This is a genomic window from Microbacterium sp. Z11_20, assembly GCF_057197605.1.
In genome coordinates, this window is sequence record NZ_JBXVOQ010000001.1 from 231197 (window position 1) to 246105 (window position 14909).

Annotated in this window: 15 protein-coding genes and 2 pseudogenes; 9 read left to right on the forward strand and 8 right to left on the reverse strand. The window is 69.9% G+C overall.

The window, feature by feature from the left end; all coding sequences use genetic code 11:
• Window positions 1–134: 134 nt before the first annotated feature.
• Window positions 135–779: a GrpB family protein gene (locus AC2DFQ_RS01055; RefSeq protein ID WP_484532672.1), complete on the forward strand. Its 645-nt coding sequence runs from the start codon at window positions 135–137 to the stop codon at window positions 777–779.
• Here AC2DFQ_RS01055 and AC2DFQ_RS01060 read toward each other — a convergent pair.
• Window positions 759–1226 (reverse strand): GNAT family N-acetyltransferase, encoded by a 468-nt coding sequence (locus AC2DFQ_RS01060; RefSeq protein WP_484532673.1) that lies wholly within the window; start codon window positions 1224–1226, stop codon window positions 759–761. The genes AC2DFQ_RS01055 and AC2DFQ_RS01060 overlap by 21 nt on opposite strands.
• 31 nt (window positions 1227–1257) lie before the next feature.
• On the opposite strand from AC2DFQ_RS01060, the gene dapB reads away from it, so the two are divergent.
• On the forward strand, window positions 1258–2070 hold the full coding sequence (gene dapB, locus AC2DFQ_RS01065) for a 4-hydroxy-tetrahydrodipicolinate reductase (protein ID WP_484509681.1): 813 nt from the start codon (window positions 1258–1260) through the stop codon (window positions 2068–2070).
• Complete coding sequence (locus AC2DFQ_RS01070; RefSeq protein WP_484532674.1) at window positions 2067–2522, forward strand: hypothetical protein; 456 nt, start codon at window positions 2067–2069, stop codon at window positions 2520–2522. The genes dapB and AC2DFQ_RS01070 overlap by 4 nt, the downstream gene beginning before the upstream one ends.
• Window positions 2523–2542: 20 nt before the next feature.
• On the opposite strand, the gene AC2DFQ_RS01075 is transcribed toward AC2DFQ_RS01070, so the two are convergent.
• The 4 genes from AC2DFQ_RS01075 to AC2DFQ_RS01090 all read right to left on the reverse strand — a co-directional run bounded on the left by AC2DFQ_RS01075 (window position 2543) and on the right by AC2DFQ_RS01090 (window position 4980).
• Entirely contained in the window at window positions 2543–3448 is a 906-nt protein-coding gene (locus AC2DFQ_RS01075) for a TIGR01777 family oxidoreductase (protein ID WP_484532675.1), read from the reverse strand.
• On the reverse strand, window positions 3441–3866 hold the full coding sequence (locus AC2DFQ_RS01080; RefSeq protein WP_484532676.1) for an OsmC family peroxiredoxin: 426 nt from the start codon (window positions 3864–3866) through the stop codon (window positions 3441–3443). Before AC2DFQ_RS01080 ends, AC2DFQ_RS01075 begins: the two co-directional genes overlap by 8 nt.
• A 120-nt stretch (window positions 3867–3986) precedes the next feature.
• Window positions 3987–4550 (reverse strand): DUF4395 domain-containing protein, encoded by a 564-nt coding sequence (locus AC2DFQ_RS01085; protein ID WP_484532677.1) that lies wholly within the window; start codon window positions 4548–4550, stop codon window positions 3987–3989.
• Complete coding sequence (locus AC2DFQ_RS01090) at window positions 4543–4980, reverse strand: thioredoxin family protein (protein ID WP_484532678.1); 438 nt, start codon at window positions 4978–4980, stop codon at window positions 4543–4545. Before AC2DFQ_RS01090 ends, AC2DFQ_RS01085 begins: the two co-directional genes overlap by 8 nt.
• Before the next feature lie 105 nt (window positions 4981–5085).
• Here AC2DFQ_RS01090 and thyX point away from each other — a divergent pair, with 105 nt between their 5' ends.
• The 4 genes and pseudogenes from thyX to AC2DFQ_RS01110 form a co-directional block, all read left to right on the forward strand.
• A complete protein-coding gene (gene thyX / locus AC2DFQ_RS01095; protein ID WP_484509675.1) occupies window positions 5086–5829 on the forward strand; it encodes an FAD-dependent thymidylate synthase in 744 nt (247 codons plus the stop codon).
• Window positions 5830–6059: 230 nt separating this feature from the next.
• Window positions 6060–6653: a hypothetical protein gene (locus tag AC2DFQ_RS01100; RefSeq protein ID WP_484532679.1), complete on the forward strand. Its 594-nt coding sequence runs from the start codon at window positions 6060–6062 to the stop codon at window positions 6651–6653.
• An 11-nt stretch (window positions 6654–6664) separates the two neighbouring features.
• Window positions 6665–7726, forward strand: a pseudogene (locus tag AC2DFQ_RS01105) (YhgE/Pip domain-containing protein); the annotation flags it as partial.
• 120 nt (window positions 7727–7846) lie between these two features.
• Window positions 7847–8461: pseudogene (locus AC2DFQ_RS01110) on the forward strand (YhgE/Pip family protein); the annotation flags it as partial.
• Window positions 8462–8847: 386 nt separating this feature from the next.
• On the opposite strand, the gene gadC reads toward AC2DFQ_RS01110, so the two are convergent.
• From gadC to AC2DFQ_RS01125, 3 genes are all read right to left on the reverse strand, one after another.
• On the reverse strand, window positions 8848–10443 hold the full coding sequence (gene gadC / locus AC2DFQ_RS01115; protein WP_484509673.1) for a glutamate/gamma-aminobutyrate antiporter GadC: 1596 nt from the start codon (window positions 10441–10443) through the stop codon (window positions 8848–8850).
• A gap of 9 nt (window positions 10444–10452) precedes the next feature.
• Window positions 10453–11829, reverse strand: a complete 1377-nt coding sequence (gene gad, locus AC2DFQ_RS01120) for a glutamate decarboxylase (RefSeq protein WP_484509672.1) — start codon at window positions 11827–11829, stop codon at window positions 10453–10455.
• 442 nt (window positions 11830–12271) lie between these two features.
• The gene (locus AC2DFQ_RS01125) at window positions 12272–12826 is read right to left on the reverse strand and encodes a DUF6578 domain-containing protein (RefSeq protein WP_484509671.1); all 555 of its coding nucleotides are present in this window, start codon (window positions 12824–12826) and stop codon (window positions 12272–12274) included.
• 35 nt (window positions 12827–12861) lie between these two features.
• Between AC2DFQ_RS01125 and AC2DFQ_RS01130 the strand changes: the two genes are divergently transcribed.
• Window positions 12862–13626: an SDR family NAD(P)-dependent oxidoreductase gene (locus AC2DFQ_RS01130; protein WP_484532680.1), complete on the forward strand. Its 765-nt coding sequence runs from the start codon at window positions 12862–12864 to the stop codon at window positions 13624–13626.
• A gap of 247 nt (window positions 13627–13873) precedes the next feature.
• Window positions 13874–14851 (forward strand): 4-hydroxy-tetrahydrodipicolinate synthase, encoded by a 978-nt coding sequence (dapA, locus tag AC2DFQ_RS01135; protein ID WP_484509669.1) that lies wholly within the window; start codon window positions 13874–13876, stop codon window positions 14849–14851.
• The last annotated feature ends 58 nt before the right edge of the window (window positions 14852–14909 follow it).

Here is a 14909-nt window from a genome sequence, read left to right on the forward strand (position 1 = left end):
GGCGTGCCGCGCACCATCCCCGCAGTTGTGCGCGGCGGAGCGGCGCCGCCGTGGCCCCGAGGCCCGGACGCGGAGCGGCGCCGGCGTGGCCACGGGGCGCGGGCCGGTACGCACGGGGCACGTAGGCTTTCGCGATGGCCACGACCGACAACCCCGCGGAACTCTTTGATCACGATCCCGCCTGGATCGGGAGGGCAAGAGACCGGCTGGCCGCGATCCGCGGCGTACTGGCGGGACTGGACGGTGCGGATGAGGCGGACTACGCGCACATCGGTTCCACCGCGGTGCCGGGGCTCGTGGCCAAGCCCTTCCTGGATCTGCAGCTTCGCATCCTGCCCCTGCCGTCCGAGGACGCTCTCGGCGAGCGGCTGAACCGCATCGGCTTCGTCCGCGCGAGGGGGTCCCGGCCGGACTCGCCCGGCGTCGATCGCGACATCCCCCGCGGCGACGAGGCGGTGAACGAGGAGGTGTGGGAGAAGCGACTCTTCGTCGGTGACGACGGATCGACGATTCTGCACATCCGCCGGGCGGACTCCCCGTGGGGCCGGTACACCGTCTGGTTCCGCGACTGGCTGCGCGCCGACGACGCCGCGCGGGAGCGGTACGCGCACCTCAAGCGCGCGCTGTCCGCCGAGAACGCCGGTAAAGCCGACTACGACGACTACACGCGCGCGAAGACGGCGTTCTTCGACGAGGTCCAGGATGCCTTCGTGTGGTGGGCGAGGTCGGTGGACCGGTCATCCTCGGGCGCTGGAGCGTCAGACCAGCACCTTCCGTAACCACACGGTCGCGTTGGCATTGTCGTTATAGGGCTCGATCGGCGCGTAGCCGGACCGCGCGTACAGGCCGCCGGCGGCATCCAGGGTGTGATGCGTGTCCAGCACCATGTCGGTGCCGCCTGCCTCGATCGCGCGCCGTTCGAGGTCTTCCAGCAGCATCCGCCCCCAGCCTCGGCCGCGGCCCGCATCGCACACGTAGAGGTGCTTGACCTCGAAGCGGGCGCCGAGCGGACCGTCGGCGAGCCGCCGGATGCCCGCGCAGCCGACGGGCTCCTCGCCGTCGTAGAGGACGAGGAAGACGCCGTCGGGTTCCCGGAACGACTCGGGGGAGGGGAACGTGACGCGATACTGGCCCCCGGGGAAGATCGAGGCGCGCAGTGCGAAGTACTCCTCCAGCAGCGCGTGGGCATCGGGAGAGTCGACGCCCACCGGACGGATCGTAACCATGCTCCGAGGGTAGGACACCTAGGCTGGGGGCATGACGACGCGCGTGGCCATCGTGGGCGGGACCGGCAAGCTCGGCCGAGTCATCCGGGCGGTCGTCGATGACGAGCCCGGCTTCGAGGTGACGGCCGTCCTCACGTCCACGTCGGCTCTGGGCGAGATGGATGGCGCCGACCTCGTCGTGGATGCGTCCTCGCCGGCGATCTCGATCGACGTGGTGCGAGCGGCAGTGGAACGCGGTATCAACGTGCTCGTGGGCACCTCGGGGTGGTCGAACGAGCGGATCGCTCTCATCCGTCCCCTCGTGGAGGCCGCAGGCACCGGCGCCCTGTTCATCCCGAATTTCTCGCTGGGGTCGGTGGTGGGAAGCGTCCTGGCCGCGGTCGCTGCCCCGCTGTTCCCCTCGATCGAGATCATCGAGGCCCACCGGGAGACCAAGGTCGATTCCCCCAGCGGCACGGCGGTGCGCACCGCGGAGATGATCGGAGCCGCGCGGGCCGAGGTGGGGCCCGTCGAATCGCCCCACGTCGATCAGCGCGCCCGCGGGCAGCAGGTCGCCAGCGTGCCCGTCCACTCGCTGCGCCGGCCGGGTGTGATCGCGCGGCAGGAGGTCGTCCTGTCCGGGCCCGGAGAATCGCTCACGATCGTGCACGACACCGTCGACCCGGCCCTCGCCTACGCGCCCGGCATCCGGATCGCCCTGGCGGCGGCGCGGGAGGCGCGCGGCGTCACCGTGGGCCTTGACAGCTTCATCGATCTTGGCGTGCGCACGAAAGCGCCCCGCGAGGGTGCTCCGGTGGCCGAGGATGCGGTGCCCGGCCAGGTCGCCCGCTCGACGAACGTATGACCGCCCGCATCGGCGTCGCCCTGATGGCGGCGGTCCTGCTGCTGTACATCGTCCTCGTCGGTCAGCGCGCGTGGCTCCTCCTGGCCAGCGGTGACGCGGTCGGCGTCGCCCTGGGTGTCGCGCTCATCGTGCTTCCCCTGCTGGCGGCGTGGGCGCTGGGCCGCGAGCTGTGGTTCGGCTGGCGGGCCGACCGGCTGGGACGCCGCCTGGACCGCGACGGGGAGCTCCCCGAAGACACCGTGGCGATGCGCCCGAGCGGGCGCGTGGTGCGAGAGGACGGGGACGCGGTCTTCCCGCACTACCGCGCCGGAGTGGAGCAGAATCCCGACGACTGGCGTGCCTGGTACCGGCTCGGACTGGCCTACGACGCCGCATCCGATCGGCGTCGCGCCCGCGAGTCCATCCGCCGCGCCATCCGCCTCGAGGGGACCGAGCGCCGGCGCACCGGCTGATGCCCGCGGTGCGGGGGGAATCACGCCGCGCGCGGCACCACGGCGTCGATGACCGACTCCACGGTCGGGTGCCGGAAGGTGAACCCCGTCCGCTCGAGCACCTCGGGGACGACGTGCGCGTCGGAGGTGAGGATCGCCTCCGTCGCGTCCCGGCCGAGCACCAGACGCACGGCCCAGGCGGGCGCCCGCAGAAGGTAGGGGCGATTCATCCGCAGGGCGAGCGCGAAGCCGAGGTCGTTCGACGTGGCGCGCCCGGGTCCGGTGAGGTTCACGGGACCGGTGATCTTCTCGTCCAGGACATGACGGATGCCCCGCACCTCGTCCTCGAGCGAGATCCAGGGCCAGACCTGTGTTCCCCGTCCGATCGGACCTGACAGCCCGAGCCGGGTGAGCAGCAGGAGCGGCTTGAGCACCCCGTCGGGGTGCACGAGAGGGGCCGTCCGCAGGAGCGCGACGCGTGCGTGGGGCCCGGCCGCCCGGGCAGCTCCCTCCCACTCGCCGCACAAGTCGGCGAGGAATCCTTCTCCCCGCAGTGACTGCTCGGTCAGCCGCTCGCCGGGCGCCGAGCCGTAGTACCCCACCGCGGACGCGCTGAGGAAGGCCGGGGCATCCGCGCCCAGCGCCCTGATCGCGGTGGCCAGGGTGCGGGTCGGGGTGATGCGCGACCACAGGAGCGTGCTCTTGTACGCCGCCGTCCAGGGGAACCGGCCGATCGTGGCGCCGTTGAGCCCGATGACCGCGTCCGCGCCGGCGAGCACGTCGGGGTCCAAGGGCTCGGGCCCGGTGAGCCATTCGACCTCACCGGGTGCCGACGGCGGGCGACGCACGAGGGTGGTGACCTCCACGCCGTCCGACCGCAGGCTGTCGACGAGGGCGCTTCCGATGAGCCCGGAAGCGCCCGCGACGACGATGCGGGTGTCAGGCAAGCGTTGCCTCGAGGGTGATCTCGATGCCCGCGAGGGCCTGCGAGACAGGGCAGTTGGCCTTCGCGTCTGCGGCGATGCGCTCGAAGGTCTCGGCGTCGATGCCCGGAACCACCGCGTTGACGTTCAGGTGGCTCCCGGTGATTCCGGTGCCCGGCTTGAACGTCACGGATGCGGTGGCATCGACCGACTCGGGGGGCGTGCCGTTCTCGGCCAGCGCGTTAGAGAGCGCCATGCTGAAGCACGCCGAGTGGGCCGCGGCGAGCAGTTCCTCCGGCGTCGTGACGGATGCGGAGCCCTCGCTGCGCGCCTTCCAGTTGACGTCGAACGTCCCCGTGCCGGAAGTGGCGAGGGACACCTGTCCGGAGCCCTCGAACAGGCTCCCTTTCCAGGCGGTGCTGGCTTCGCTCGTGACGGTCATGGAATACCTCCAGGGTCGACGGTGGCGCCGCGTCGGCGGCGTCGGTGCGAGCCTAATCGGCTCCCGCAGGCGACGGGATGTCTCGACAGCGACGGGTGTGCGTGGTAGCCGCGAGCGTGCTCAGGCAGCGGCCGGGCGGCTACGACCGAGGATGCCCACACGCTGCAGGAGCAGGTACAGCTGGCAGCCCAGGCACAGCCCGAAGGCGGCGTTGAGGAACGCGGCCACGAACGCCATCGCGGCGGCGATCGGCAGCGCCCACGGCACGCCGGCCAGATGCAGCACGAGGCCCACGCCGGTCACGAAGAGGCCCACCCCCTGCGCGAAGCGCGGCGGACGCGGGTCTTCGAGGTCGCTCGGCGGGCGCAGCCGGGGCTGGACGGCCCGCCGGTACAGCACGCCCCACGGCGCGGTGCGGGGCGACACGACGCCCCACAGGAACAACAGCGCGATCACGAGGACGAGCAGGAAGCCCGGGTCGAGGATGCGTGCCGAGAGAGGGGCAACGGCCACAGACCATGCCCCGCTGACGAAAGCGAAGTCTCCCGTGAGCTGCTCCGGCGCCCGGGCGGTGGAGATGCCCGTCAGTGCCGGGACGAGGGCGACGGCGAGCAGGACAGCGGTGATCGCGGCGCCGAAACGCGGCCCGCGCGGATCGATCCGGCGTGATTCGGCATCAGGCACGGGCGGCCTCCGTGGTCAGGCGGGCGAGTTCGAGTTCGAGCATGTCGCGGCCGGGAACGCCGCCGATCCGCGACTGCACGGCGCCGTGGCGGTCGAGGATGAGCGTCGTCGGGGTCTGCAGGACGTGGAAGTGCTTGGCGATGTCGGGGCGGTGCGTGAGGTCCACATCGAGGTGGCGCACACCGTCGTGGCCCGCCGCGACCGACGACAGCATGCGGTGCACCCCCGGGCAGCGGGAGCACATGTCGGTGCTGAACTGCAGCAGCGTCGCGCTCTCCCCGAGTCCGTCGGCGCCCAGACGCTCGGGCTGGACGATCTCGTGGGGGATGTGCCGGCGGACCCGCCCCGCGCGGTGGCGGAGCGCGAGCCCGCCCACGACGGTCGCGGCCAGAAGGACCGAGAGCGCGAGGATGGCATCGAGGATCGTCATCAGGACCCAGGCTAGCGCCGGGGGGCTCGGGGTGGGGCCGCCATTTTCGATATGACGCGGCGGGCGTAACGATCGGCGGTCGGCCGCTCGCAGTAGGGTGGCACGGTGACCGACCCCGACATCCGCCCCGAGATCGAATTCCGCAGTGACGTCACCGTCGAACTGGTGCGAGCCAGCGCGTCGGACGCCGATGTGCTCTTCGCCGCCCGCGTGTCCACGCAGGGGGAGCAGACCCTCGAGGCTGCGCAGTCCGGCACCGAGGCCTCCGGTCGCGATCGGGGCCTGATCAACTACCTCATGCGCGACCGGCACGGCTCGCCCTTCGAACACAACTCGATGACCTTCTACGTGCAGGCGCCGATCTTCGTCTTCCGCGAGTTCATGCGCCACCGCATCGCCTCGTACAACGAGGAATCCGGTCGCTACCGCGAGCTGCGACCGGTCTTCTACGTTCCCGCTCCCGAGCGCAATCTCGTTCAGGTCGGCAAGCCCGGCGCCTACGAGTTCCTCCCCGGCACCCCCGAGCAGCACGCGATCGTCGACACCGCGACGAAGGATGCCGCGGAATTCGCCTTCTCGGCGTACCAGCGGATGCTGGCCGCCGGCGTCGCCCGCGAGGTCGCGCGCATCGTGCTGCCGCTGAACATCTACTCGTCGATGTACGTGACGATGAACGCGCGCTCGCTGATGAACTTCCTGTCGCTGCGCACGAAAGTCGAGGGCACTCACTTCCCGTCCTTCCCGCAGCGGGAGATCGAGATGTGTGCAGAGAAGATGGAAACCCTGTGGACCGAGCTCATGCCGCTCACCCACTCCGCGTTCAACGCGAACGGCCGCGTGGCTCCCTGAGTGACGCCGGCGGCATGACGCGCTTCCTCCGATTGGGTCTTTAGTCTCTGGTCATTCGTTCCCGCCGCGGCGAGAGTGAGCAGCGGCGAGGCCCTCGCCCGGAGGGAGTGGACATGGCCGATTCATGCTCACTCCGCGCCCGAACCGTGACGGTGCTGAAGGTGGTGTGAGCCGTGCGCGTCCACCTGGACGGCGTCGGCAAGGACGAACGCGCTCATGCACTCCCGCCCATGACGGTGGAGTTCGAAACCGGGCGGACGACGTTCGGGCTGGCCGAGACGGAGCAGCGACCCACGGTCCTGGGACTGCTGGCGGCGGGCCGGATGCGACCGGACACCGGCGCGGTGCTCCTCGACGGCCGACCCGATGCGCGTGCATTGCGCCGGATGGTGGCCCTCGTCGACGCCCCGGACATCTCGGCGCCCGAACCCAACGTGGCCGTCGCGGCTGTCGTTGCGGAGGAGCTGATGTTCGCCGGTCAGCGTTCGGGGCCGGTCGCGGCGCGACGCTGGCTGCGCGAACAGGGGATGAGCGACGCCGCCCGCCGTCCGGTCAGCAACCTCGAACCGGTACGGCGTCTGCGCATACTGTGTGAGCTGGCGGTGCTGCGCAAGAACGTCAGCGGACTGGTGCTGGTGTCACCCGATCGCCACGGTGCAGATCCTCGCGACTGGTGGTCGCTCGTGGCCGAGTTGGCCGCCCGCCGGTTCGCCGTGCTCGTGATCGCCGGGGAGGCCTCGCGCCTCGTCCTGGGTGCGCGCATCGGCGTGCCCGACGACCCGGCGCCGCGGGCGATCGCGGCGGGCCAGACCGGTGCGTCGTGAAGATCTCCCATATGGTGGCCGCCGAGTTGCGGCGGTTGGTGTCGAGACCGATGTCGGCCCTCGCCCTCGTCGCACTGCTGTGTGTGCCCATCCTCTACGGGGGCTTTTATCTGTGGGCGAACCAGGATCCGTACCAGCGGCTCGGGAGCATTCCCGCCGGAATCGTCGTCCTGGACGCGGGCGCTCAGATCCAGGGCGAGCAGCGCAATCTCGGCGACGAGATCTCCGAGGAACTGCGCAAGAGCAAGACGTTTCAGTGGAGCGTCGTCGGCGAGCGCGCCGGGGAGACTGGCCTTCGGGACGGCAGATACGAGTTTCTCATCGTCGTGCCCCGCGATTTCTCGGAGGCCGTCGCCTCGATCACAGGATCCGCGCCTGAGCGCGCGGCGATCGAACTGCGCACGAACGACGCCAACAATTACTTGGCCTCCTCGATCGGCACGCAGGCCGTCCAGCGGGTGCAGAACGTCATCGCCCGGAAGGTGATCGATGAGGCGGCGTTGGCTGTGCTGGGCGGCCTCGCCGAGATCCGCGCCAAACTGCTGGAGGCCGCGTCCGGAGCCGGGCAACTCTCTGAGGGACTGTCGACGGCCGGGGCCGGCGCCGAGCAGCTGCGCTCAGGATCGCAGCAACTCCTCGATGGGACCGCGCAGTTGCGCGAGGGAAGCGAGAGCCTGGCGGTGGGAGCGCAGGAGGTCGCCGCCGGCGTGCGAGAACTGGACGGCGTCGCGGACGACGCGGGCGCGCTGGCCGCGCGGGCCACTGCCGACCTTCCGCAGGTGCAGGCCGATCTCGTCCAGGTCCTGACCGACGCGGGTCTCCCGCCGGATCAGATCGACCAGGCCCTCGCCCGTCTCCAACCGGTGGGTGACCGGCTCCGCAGCCTGAACGACCGCGTGCAGGGTGCGGTGTCGCGAATCGACCGCCTCTCGGCCGGGGCGGGGGAGGTCGCTGCCGGGGCGTCGAGCCTGGCCGGGGGACTGGGGTCAGCGGAATCGGGGGCGACCGAGCTGCGCGGCGGCATCGACCAGCTGGCCGCCGGAATCACCGAGTTGTCGGCCGGTGCGGGCGAGCTCACCACCGGGCTGCAGGACGGCGCCGGACAGGTGCCCGACGCCGATGAGGCGACGCGCGAAAAGCAGAGCGCCACGTTGGCCGAGCCGGTCCGCATCGAGACCACATCGCTCGCCACCGCGCAGAATTACGGCGCGGGGCTGGCGCCGTTCTTCGCCGCGCTGGCGGCGTGGATCGGGATCTACGCGCTGTTCCTCATCGTCAAGCCGGTCTCGCGTCGGGCGGTGAGCGCCATGGAGGTGCCGGTGCGCGTGACGATCGCCGGATGGGCCACCCCGGCCCTGCTCGGAGCGGTGCAGATGGTCGGGCTATTCGCCGTGCTTGCGCTGGCCCTGCAGTTCAGATTCGCCAACCCGGCGGCGGTGCTGGGCTTGCTCGTGTTCGCCTCGGCTTCGTACACCTGGATCATCCTCGCCCTGAACATCTGGTTGGGAGCGGTGGGTCAGTTCCTCGGGCTCGTCCTCATGGTCCTCCAGCTGGTGACGGCGGGGGGCACCTTCCCCTGGCAAACCCTGCCTGCGCCGTTGGCGGCGCTGCACCACGTGCTGCCGATGGGGTTCGTCGTGGACGCGCTGCGTCAGGTCATGTACGGCGGCGACCTCTCCCGCGTCTGGACCGACATGGGGGTGGTCCTGTGCTGGGCGTTGGTGGCGGCCATCGTGGCCACGGCGGGCGTCACGCGGATGACCCGCTTCTTCACCCTGGGCGACCTCCAACCCAGCATCATCCAGTAGCGGTTCGGCCCATCGATGGCCGAGAAGGACGGGGGATGGATGCGCGGCTTTTACCCCCTCGCAGCTCCCTCGCCACACCCACCGGCTGTTGCGAGCCAGCCGGGCATCGCCGTGGTATGCCGGCCCCCCTCAGCGTCGTCGTGCCCGGGGTGGCGGCCGCCTTCGCGGGCGTGCTGTCGTCGGTGTGGCGTTCGGAAGCCGGGCGCACCCAGCATGCCTCCGCTGAGGATCGAGAGCCACGGCGCCTCCAGCACCGACGAATCACCCTGCCCGCTGCTCTCAAGCGGTCCGCGTCGTGAACCGGGGCTCGTCACGCGGGCGTGCGCAGCGGGTAACCCTGGGGCGCCTTCGTGACGACCACGACGGGCTCGCTGGCTCTGGGTTTTCTAATCCGGCGTCCGGCTCGACTTGTTCGTACCCCGCGCGGATCCCGTCGTCGGGGGGCGCGCCGCCGAGGCGGTGGGTCCTGACTCCGAGTTGCCTTGGGCGTCATCCTCGTCGTGGGTGCCGTGCTTGGTCTTGTCGGCTTCGCTGCGGCGGTCCCATCCAGGTCGGCGGAGGGCGTAGAAGACGAGCGGCGGAGCGCCGAGCACCACGATGACCACACCCACGATCCACGGGTACACCGCGGGTGGGAACGCCGTGAATCCATCAGGGGGGATGAAGGCGAGCAGGAACGCGGCGAGGCACCCGACGAATCCGACACCGGCCACGAGGTTCATCGCCGGTACGCGGTAGGTGCGCTTCACGTCAGGTTCCTTGCGGCGCAGGACGATCGCGGCGGCGAACATCAGCATGTACATGATGAGGTAGATCGCCGCGGCCATGTCGACGAGAGCGACGAACGCGGCGCTGACGTTGGGCACGACGACGAAGATCGCCGCCAGGATCGTCACGATGGTGCCCTGCAGCATGAGGATGCCGGACTGGACCCCCGCCTTATTGCGCTTTTGCAGGGCCGGCGGGAGCAGCCCGGTCTCGGCCGCGGCGAGCAGACCCTTCGACGGACCGGCGATCCACGTGATGACAGATGCGAGCGCGCCGGCCGCGATGAGCGCGGACACCACCGCGGTTCCCCATCCGAGATCCCACTTGTCGAAGTAGGCCTGGAAGGCGAGCATGATGCCGTTGGTGAGCCCCAGCTCCTTCTCCGGCACGGCGATCGAGATGGCGATCGTCGGCAGGATGAACACCAGAAGGATCAGGATCGAGGCCAGCAGCACCGACCGCGGGTACCCCTTGCCGGGATCCTTCATCTGGTTGACGTGGACGGCGTTCACCTCCATGCCCGCGTACGCCAGCACGTTGGAGACGATCAGCACGATGGAGGCGATGCCGGTGAACGGCGGGATGATCGCCGAGGCGTCCAGCGGCACCTCGCTCTTCTGGCCGGTGCCGAGCCAGATGAAGCCGAACACGATGAGCAGCACGGCCGGCAGGAGCGTGCCGAGGATGCCGCCCCACGAGCCGAGCTTGGCGAAGAGGTTGCCGCCGCGCAGCGTGATGAGCGTCGACCCCCAGTACAGCACCAGGATCACGATCGCGGTGAACAGCCCTGAGTTCGCCAGCGACGGGTCGACGAACACGAACGCCAGCGCCGCGGCGATGAACGCGATCTGCGTCGGGTACCAGACGACATTCTGGATCCACTGGAGCCAGACCGCCGTGAACCCCCAGCGGTTGCCGAAGGCCTCGCGAACCCAGACGTAGACACCGCCTTTCCACCCTGTGGCCAGCTCGGCGGCCACGAGCGCGGTCGGGATGAGGAAGAGGACGGCGGGGATGATGTAAAGGGTGACGCTCCCGAGCCCGTACACGGCCATCGCGGGGAGCGAACGCAGGCTCGCCACGACCACGAGCGTCAGCAGTGCGAGCTGGCCGACTCCCAGGAAGCTCGTGACGACTTTGCGGGACGTGAGCGGATGATTGGACGCGGCCTTCGCGGCAGCATCCGCTGTCTGATTCGATGCGTTGGTCGACATCTCCGCCGCCTAGTGGTGGAAACCGGAGTGTTGAGCTTCGACGGGCATGGGCGATTCGAGTGCATCGAGGTAGGCGGTCTCGGTCTCGATGCTCTCGAGCAGTTCGGCGGCCAAGTCCATGCTCAGACCATTGCGGACCACGATGCGCTGCACCGTCAGATCGCTCAGGTCATCGGGCATGGGATACGCCGGCACGAGCCAGCCCTTCATCCGCAGTCGATCCTGCAGATGGTAGAGATTCCAGTTCTTGGTGTGCCCGTCTTTCAGGTACCACGCGAAGACGGGGATGTCGCTGCCGTCGTTCCACAACTCGAAGGCGCCGATCTTGGCGATACCCTTGGCGAGGTACTTCGCGACGTCCTGCGACGCTTGCTGCACGGCGCGGTACCCCTCGAAGCCGAGGCGGAGGAACATGTAGTACTGCAGCAGCACCTGTGCGCCGGGGCGGGAGAAGTTCAGGGCGAACGTCGGCATCTGCCCGCCGAGGTAACTCACCTGGAACACCAGGTCCTCGGGCAGCCACTGCGTGTTGCGCCAGACCACCCAGCCCAGGCCCGGGTACACCAACCCGTACTTGTGGCCCGAGGTGCTGATCGAGTGCACGCGTTCGAGGCGGAAGTCCCAGACGAGGTCGGGCTGGAGGAACGGCGCGATCATCGCCCCGGATGCCCCGTCCACGTGGATCGGGATGTCGAGGCCGGTCGTGGCCTCGATGTCATCCAGCGCCTTGGCGATCTCGGCGACCGGCTCGTACATGCCGGTGTAGGTGACCCCCATGATCGCCACGACGCCGATCGTGTTCTCGTCCACGTACTTCTCGAGCCCGTACCCGTCGAGGGTCTTGTGGTCCATGCTGATCGGCACGAACCGGGGTTCGACGTCGAAGTAGTTGCAGAACTTCTCCCAGCACACCTGCACCGCGGATGACATCACCAGGTTCGGCTTGGACGTGTCCTTCCCGGCGACGCGGCGAGACTGCTGCCAGCGCCGCTTGAAGGCGAGGCCGCCGAGCATGCAGGCCTCCGACGAACCGATCGTCGACGTGCCGATGCTCTGGGAGGCGTCGGGCGCGTTCCAGAGGTTCGCCAGCATGTGCCAGCAGTTGTCCTCGATAGCCGCGGTCTGCGGGTATTCGTCCTTGTCGATCATGTTCTTGTCGAACGACGCCTCGTACACCTGCTTGGCGTCTTCGTCCATCCAGGTCCCCACGAAGGTGGCGAGGTTGAGGCGGGAGTTGCCGTCAAGCATCGTCTCGTCGTCGACGATCTGCTTTGCGGTGTCGGGGAGGGACTCCTCCTGGGGGATGACGTGGCGGGCGGCGATGGTCGCCTCACCGGGCCGCGCGAACCTCGGAGTCAGATCACCGCTGGCCTGGAATGCGTTCATGACATCTCCTGTCTAGCTCCCGAGCGGCCACAAGTAGGTGGTCGTCACAGGTGCGACGGCCGACGAGGAGTCCGCGGCCGTGCACCCGTGGCGAGCGTACGCCGGGGGCACGCGGCCGGACCAGGGTCGTTCGTCCCCCCGGACGGATGGCCCGTCGGAGCGGCGGCGCGCGTGGAGAATGCGGCGCAGAGCGGCGGAACCAGCGGCGGGTCGCGCCGAGCAGCAGCGATTGTTCGGTCGTTCGCCCCTGGCGATGCGGTCTGGGCCGGACGTACCGAGGCCTCCAACGTGAGACGAACGAGCACCCATCGGAGACGGTCCCATGTGCGCAGGCGCGAGGGACACCACCCGCGACCACTACTTCGGTCGAAACCTCGACCTGGAGTTCTCGTACAACGAGACGGTGACCGAAGGGATCGGGTGACGGTCGGCCGATGCCCGGTCACGCGCGGTCAGCCTCGAGGTCGACGAGCCATCCGGCCGTCGATCGCAGACGGCGCTCCGGGGACGGGTCCGGCAGAGGGTCCCTGGTGGGTATGACGGCTCCGCCCTCTGGTTCGGCCAGACGCACCCCCTCGACCGGATGAAGGGTCGCGCTGTCCGGAACGGGTTCGCAGACGACCACGTACCGCGACGGGCGCGTACCGATGAAGATCCCGTCGCCGACCTGTCGCCGAGCTTCCGGCCACTCCTCGCCCGGTCGTGGAGCGACGGCATCCGGGGGCGCGCCGTGCCCCGGACGGCGCAGCTCGCGGCGTTCCACGTATCCGATCGCGACCGCGTGCACGGCCGTGACGACCCCGCGCACCCGGTCGGGGAACTCCTTCTCGTGGTGCGACTCGACCGCGTCGACGGTTGCGGCGAGGTCGGATCCGAGGAGCTCGTGAAGCCACGCATCGCCCGTGCGGGAGGCGATGCCGAAGTCGACGGCGTCGCCCACGCGGAAGGGCTCCCCGCAGCATCCCCATTCCCATCCGGTCAGCCACACGCGCGTCATGGCGCCAGGCTAACGGCGGTCCTAGGCTGGCCGTGATGGCACGCACGGCACTGATCACGGGAGCCAGCTCCGGCCTGGGCGCCGAGTACGCGCGACAGCTGGCCGCGCGGGGGATGGATCTCGTGCTGGTCGCCCGCGACCGCAACGCGCTGGAGGCACTCGCCACCTCCGTCCGCGACGCGCACGGGGTTTCGGCCCGGGTGCTGGTCGCCGACCTTCTCGACGCCGAGCAGCGCGACACGGTGGTCGCGCGCCTGTCCGATGGGCAGCATCCGATCGACCTGCTCGTGAACAACGCCGGCTACGGCCTGCCGCTGGCGTTCGAGCGGAACCCGATTGAGGACGAGGTGAGGCATCTTCAGTTGCACGTCGAGGTGCCGATGCGGCTCATGCACGCGGCGCTGCCCGGCATGCTCGCGCGGGGGAGCGGCAAGATCCTCAACGTCGCGTCCGTCGCGGGGCTGATCCCGCGGGGCACCTACGGCGCCGTGAAGCGGTGGCTCGTCAGCTTCAGCCGGTGGGCGAACGTGCAGTACCGCGACCGGGGTGTCACCGTGACGGCCGTCTGCCCCGGCTTCGTGCACACCAACTTCCACGAGCGGCTCGGACTGCCGCCGGGCGAGGAGGGGATCGCGGCCTGGATGTGGCTGGACGCGCCGGACGTCGTCCGCGAGTCGCTCCGGGACCTCGGCCGGGGCAGGTCGGTCTCCATCCCGTCCCGCAGATACAAGGCGCTCGTCACCGCCTCCCGTCTCCTGCCCGACGCCGTGGTGGTCAAGGCCGCCGGTCGCGGCCGCTGACGCGGCCTCCCCCTCCGAACCTCCCGATACCTGTGCGCTGGCGGAGGAGATGTCGCTTGGGGAGGGGGTGAGTGCCGGATTCGGCCCTCCCGAGTGCACTTCTCCTCCCGACGTGCACGCCCACCCCCGCGCCGGCGCCCGCTGCGCCCGCCCGCCCCGCCCGCCAGCCTCGGGCGACAGAACCCCCTGCGAACGCCTGGGCGCCAGGATGCCGCGGCGACGCCGCGCCGACCGATACCCTGAGAACATGACGCATTCGGGCAATCCCTTCGGGCAGGTGCTCGTCGCGCTCGTCACCCCGATGACGGCCGACGGCGAGGTCGACTGGCCCGCCGTCGAGAAGCACATGGACGACGTGATCGTGGCGGGCGCCGACGGCATCGTCGTGACCGGCACCACCGGTGAGACCAGCACCCTGACCGACCCCGAGAAGCTCCGTCTGGTCGAGGTGGGCAAGGACGTCGCCGCCGGCCGCGCGAAGATCATCACCGGCGGCGGATCGAACGAGACCGCGCACGCCATCGAGCTGTACAAGGCCAGCGAGAAGGCCGGCGCCGACGGCATCATGATCGTCACGCCGTACTACAACAAGCCCACTCAGGCGGGCATCCTCACGCACTTCCGGCTCGTCGCCGACGCGACCGACCTGCCGGTGATCCTCTACGACATCCCCGGCCGCACGGGCGTTCCCATCCGCTACGAGACGATCCTCCGGATCGCGAAGCACCCGAACGTGCTGGCCATCAAGGATGCCAAGGGCGACTTCAGCGAGGTCAGCCGGGTGCTGAACCAGACCGATCTCATGTACTTCTCCGGCGACGACGCGAACGTCCTCCCGCACCTGTCGATCGGTGCCGTCGGACTCATCGGAGTGACCGCCAACGTCGCGGCAGCCCCCTACCGCGCGATCGTGGATGCGGTGAACCGCGGCGATCTCGCAGCGGCCACCGCCGAGCACAAGCGGCTGGAACCGCTCGTGCGCGCGGTCATGACGCACGTGCCGGGTACCGTCGCGGCGAAGTACATCCTTCATGGCCTGGGACGCATCACCAGTCCCCGGGTCCGGCTTCCCCTCGTCGGCCCCGAAGAGTGGGAGGCCGCGGTCATCGAGGACGAACTCGCTCTCGTCCGCGACGTCCCCGGCGCCGACTTCTCGAACTTCCGTCCCGATCGCAACGCGGCCGCCGGTGGCGCGCTGCCGAAGGTGCACGGCACCACACGATGACAACGGGCTCGCGTTGAGCGAGCCCCACGAAGGGATGCTTCGCCGTCCCGAGGAGGCT

Bases quoted from the DNA above. Each gene is read 5' to 3' on its own strand.
- AC2DFQ_RS01055 (WP_484532672.1), top strand. From the start codon at position 135: ATGGCCACGACCGACAACCCCGCGGAACTCTTTGATCACGATCCCGCC.
- AC2DFQ_RS01060 (WP_484532673.1), bottom strand. From the start codon at position 1,226: ATGGTTACGATCCGTCCGGTGGGCGTCGACTCTCCCGATGCCCACGCG.
- dapB (WP_484509681.1), top strand. From the start codon at position 1,258: ATGACGACGCGCGTGGCCATCGTGGGCGGGACCGGCAAGCTCGGCCGA.
- AC2DFQ_RS01070 (WP_484532674.1), top strand. From the start codon at position 2,067: ATGACCGCCCGCATCGGCGTCGCCCTGATGGCGGCGGTCCTGCTGCTG.
- AC2DFQ_RS01080 (WP_484532676.1), bottom strand. From the start codon at position 3,866: ATGACCGTCACGAGCGAAGCCAGCACCGCCTGGAAAGGGAGCCTGTTC.
- AC2DFQ_RS01090 (WP_484532678.1), bottom strand. From the start codon at position 4,980: ATGACGATCCTCGATGCCATCCTCGCGCTCTCGGTCCTTCTGGCCGCG.
- AC2DFQ_RS01100 (WP_484532679.1), top strand. From the start codon at position 6,060: ATGACGGTGGAGTTCGAAACCGGGCGGACGACGTTCGGGCTGGCCGAG.
- gadC (WP_484509673.1), bottom strand. From the start codon at position 10,443: ATGTCGACCAACGCATCGAATCAGACAGCGGATGCTGCCGCGAAGGCC.
- gad (WP_484509672.1), bottom strand. From the start codon at position 11,829: ATGAACGCATTCCAGGCCAGCGGTGATCTGACTCCGAGGTTCGCGCGG.
- AC2DFQ_RS01125 (WP_484509671.1), bottom strand. From the start codon at position 12,826: ATGACGCGCGTGTGGCTGACCGGATGGGAATGGGGATGCTGCGGGGAG.
- AC2DFQ_RS01130 (WP_484532680.1), top strand. From the start codon at position 12,862: ATGGCACGCACGGCACTGATCACGGGAGCCAGCTCCGGCCTGGGCGCC.
- dapA (WP_484509669.1), top strand. From the start codon at position 13,874: ATGACGCATTCGGGCAATCCCTTCGGGCAGGTGCTCGTCGCGCTCGTC.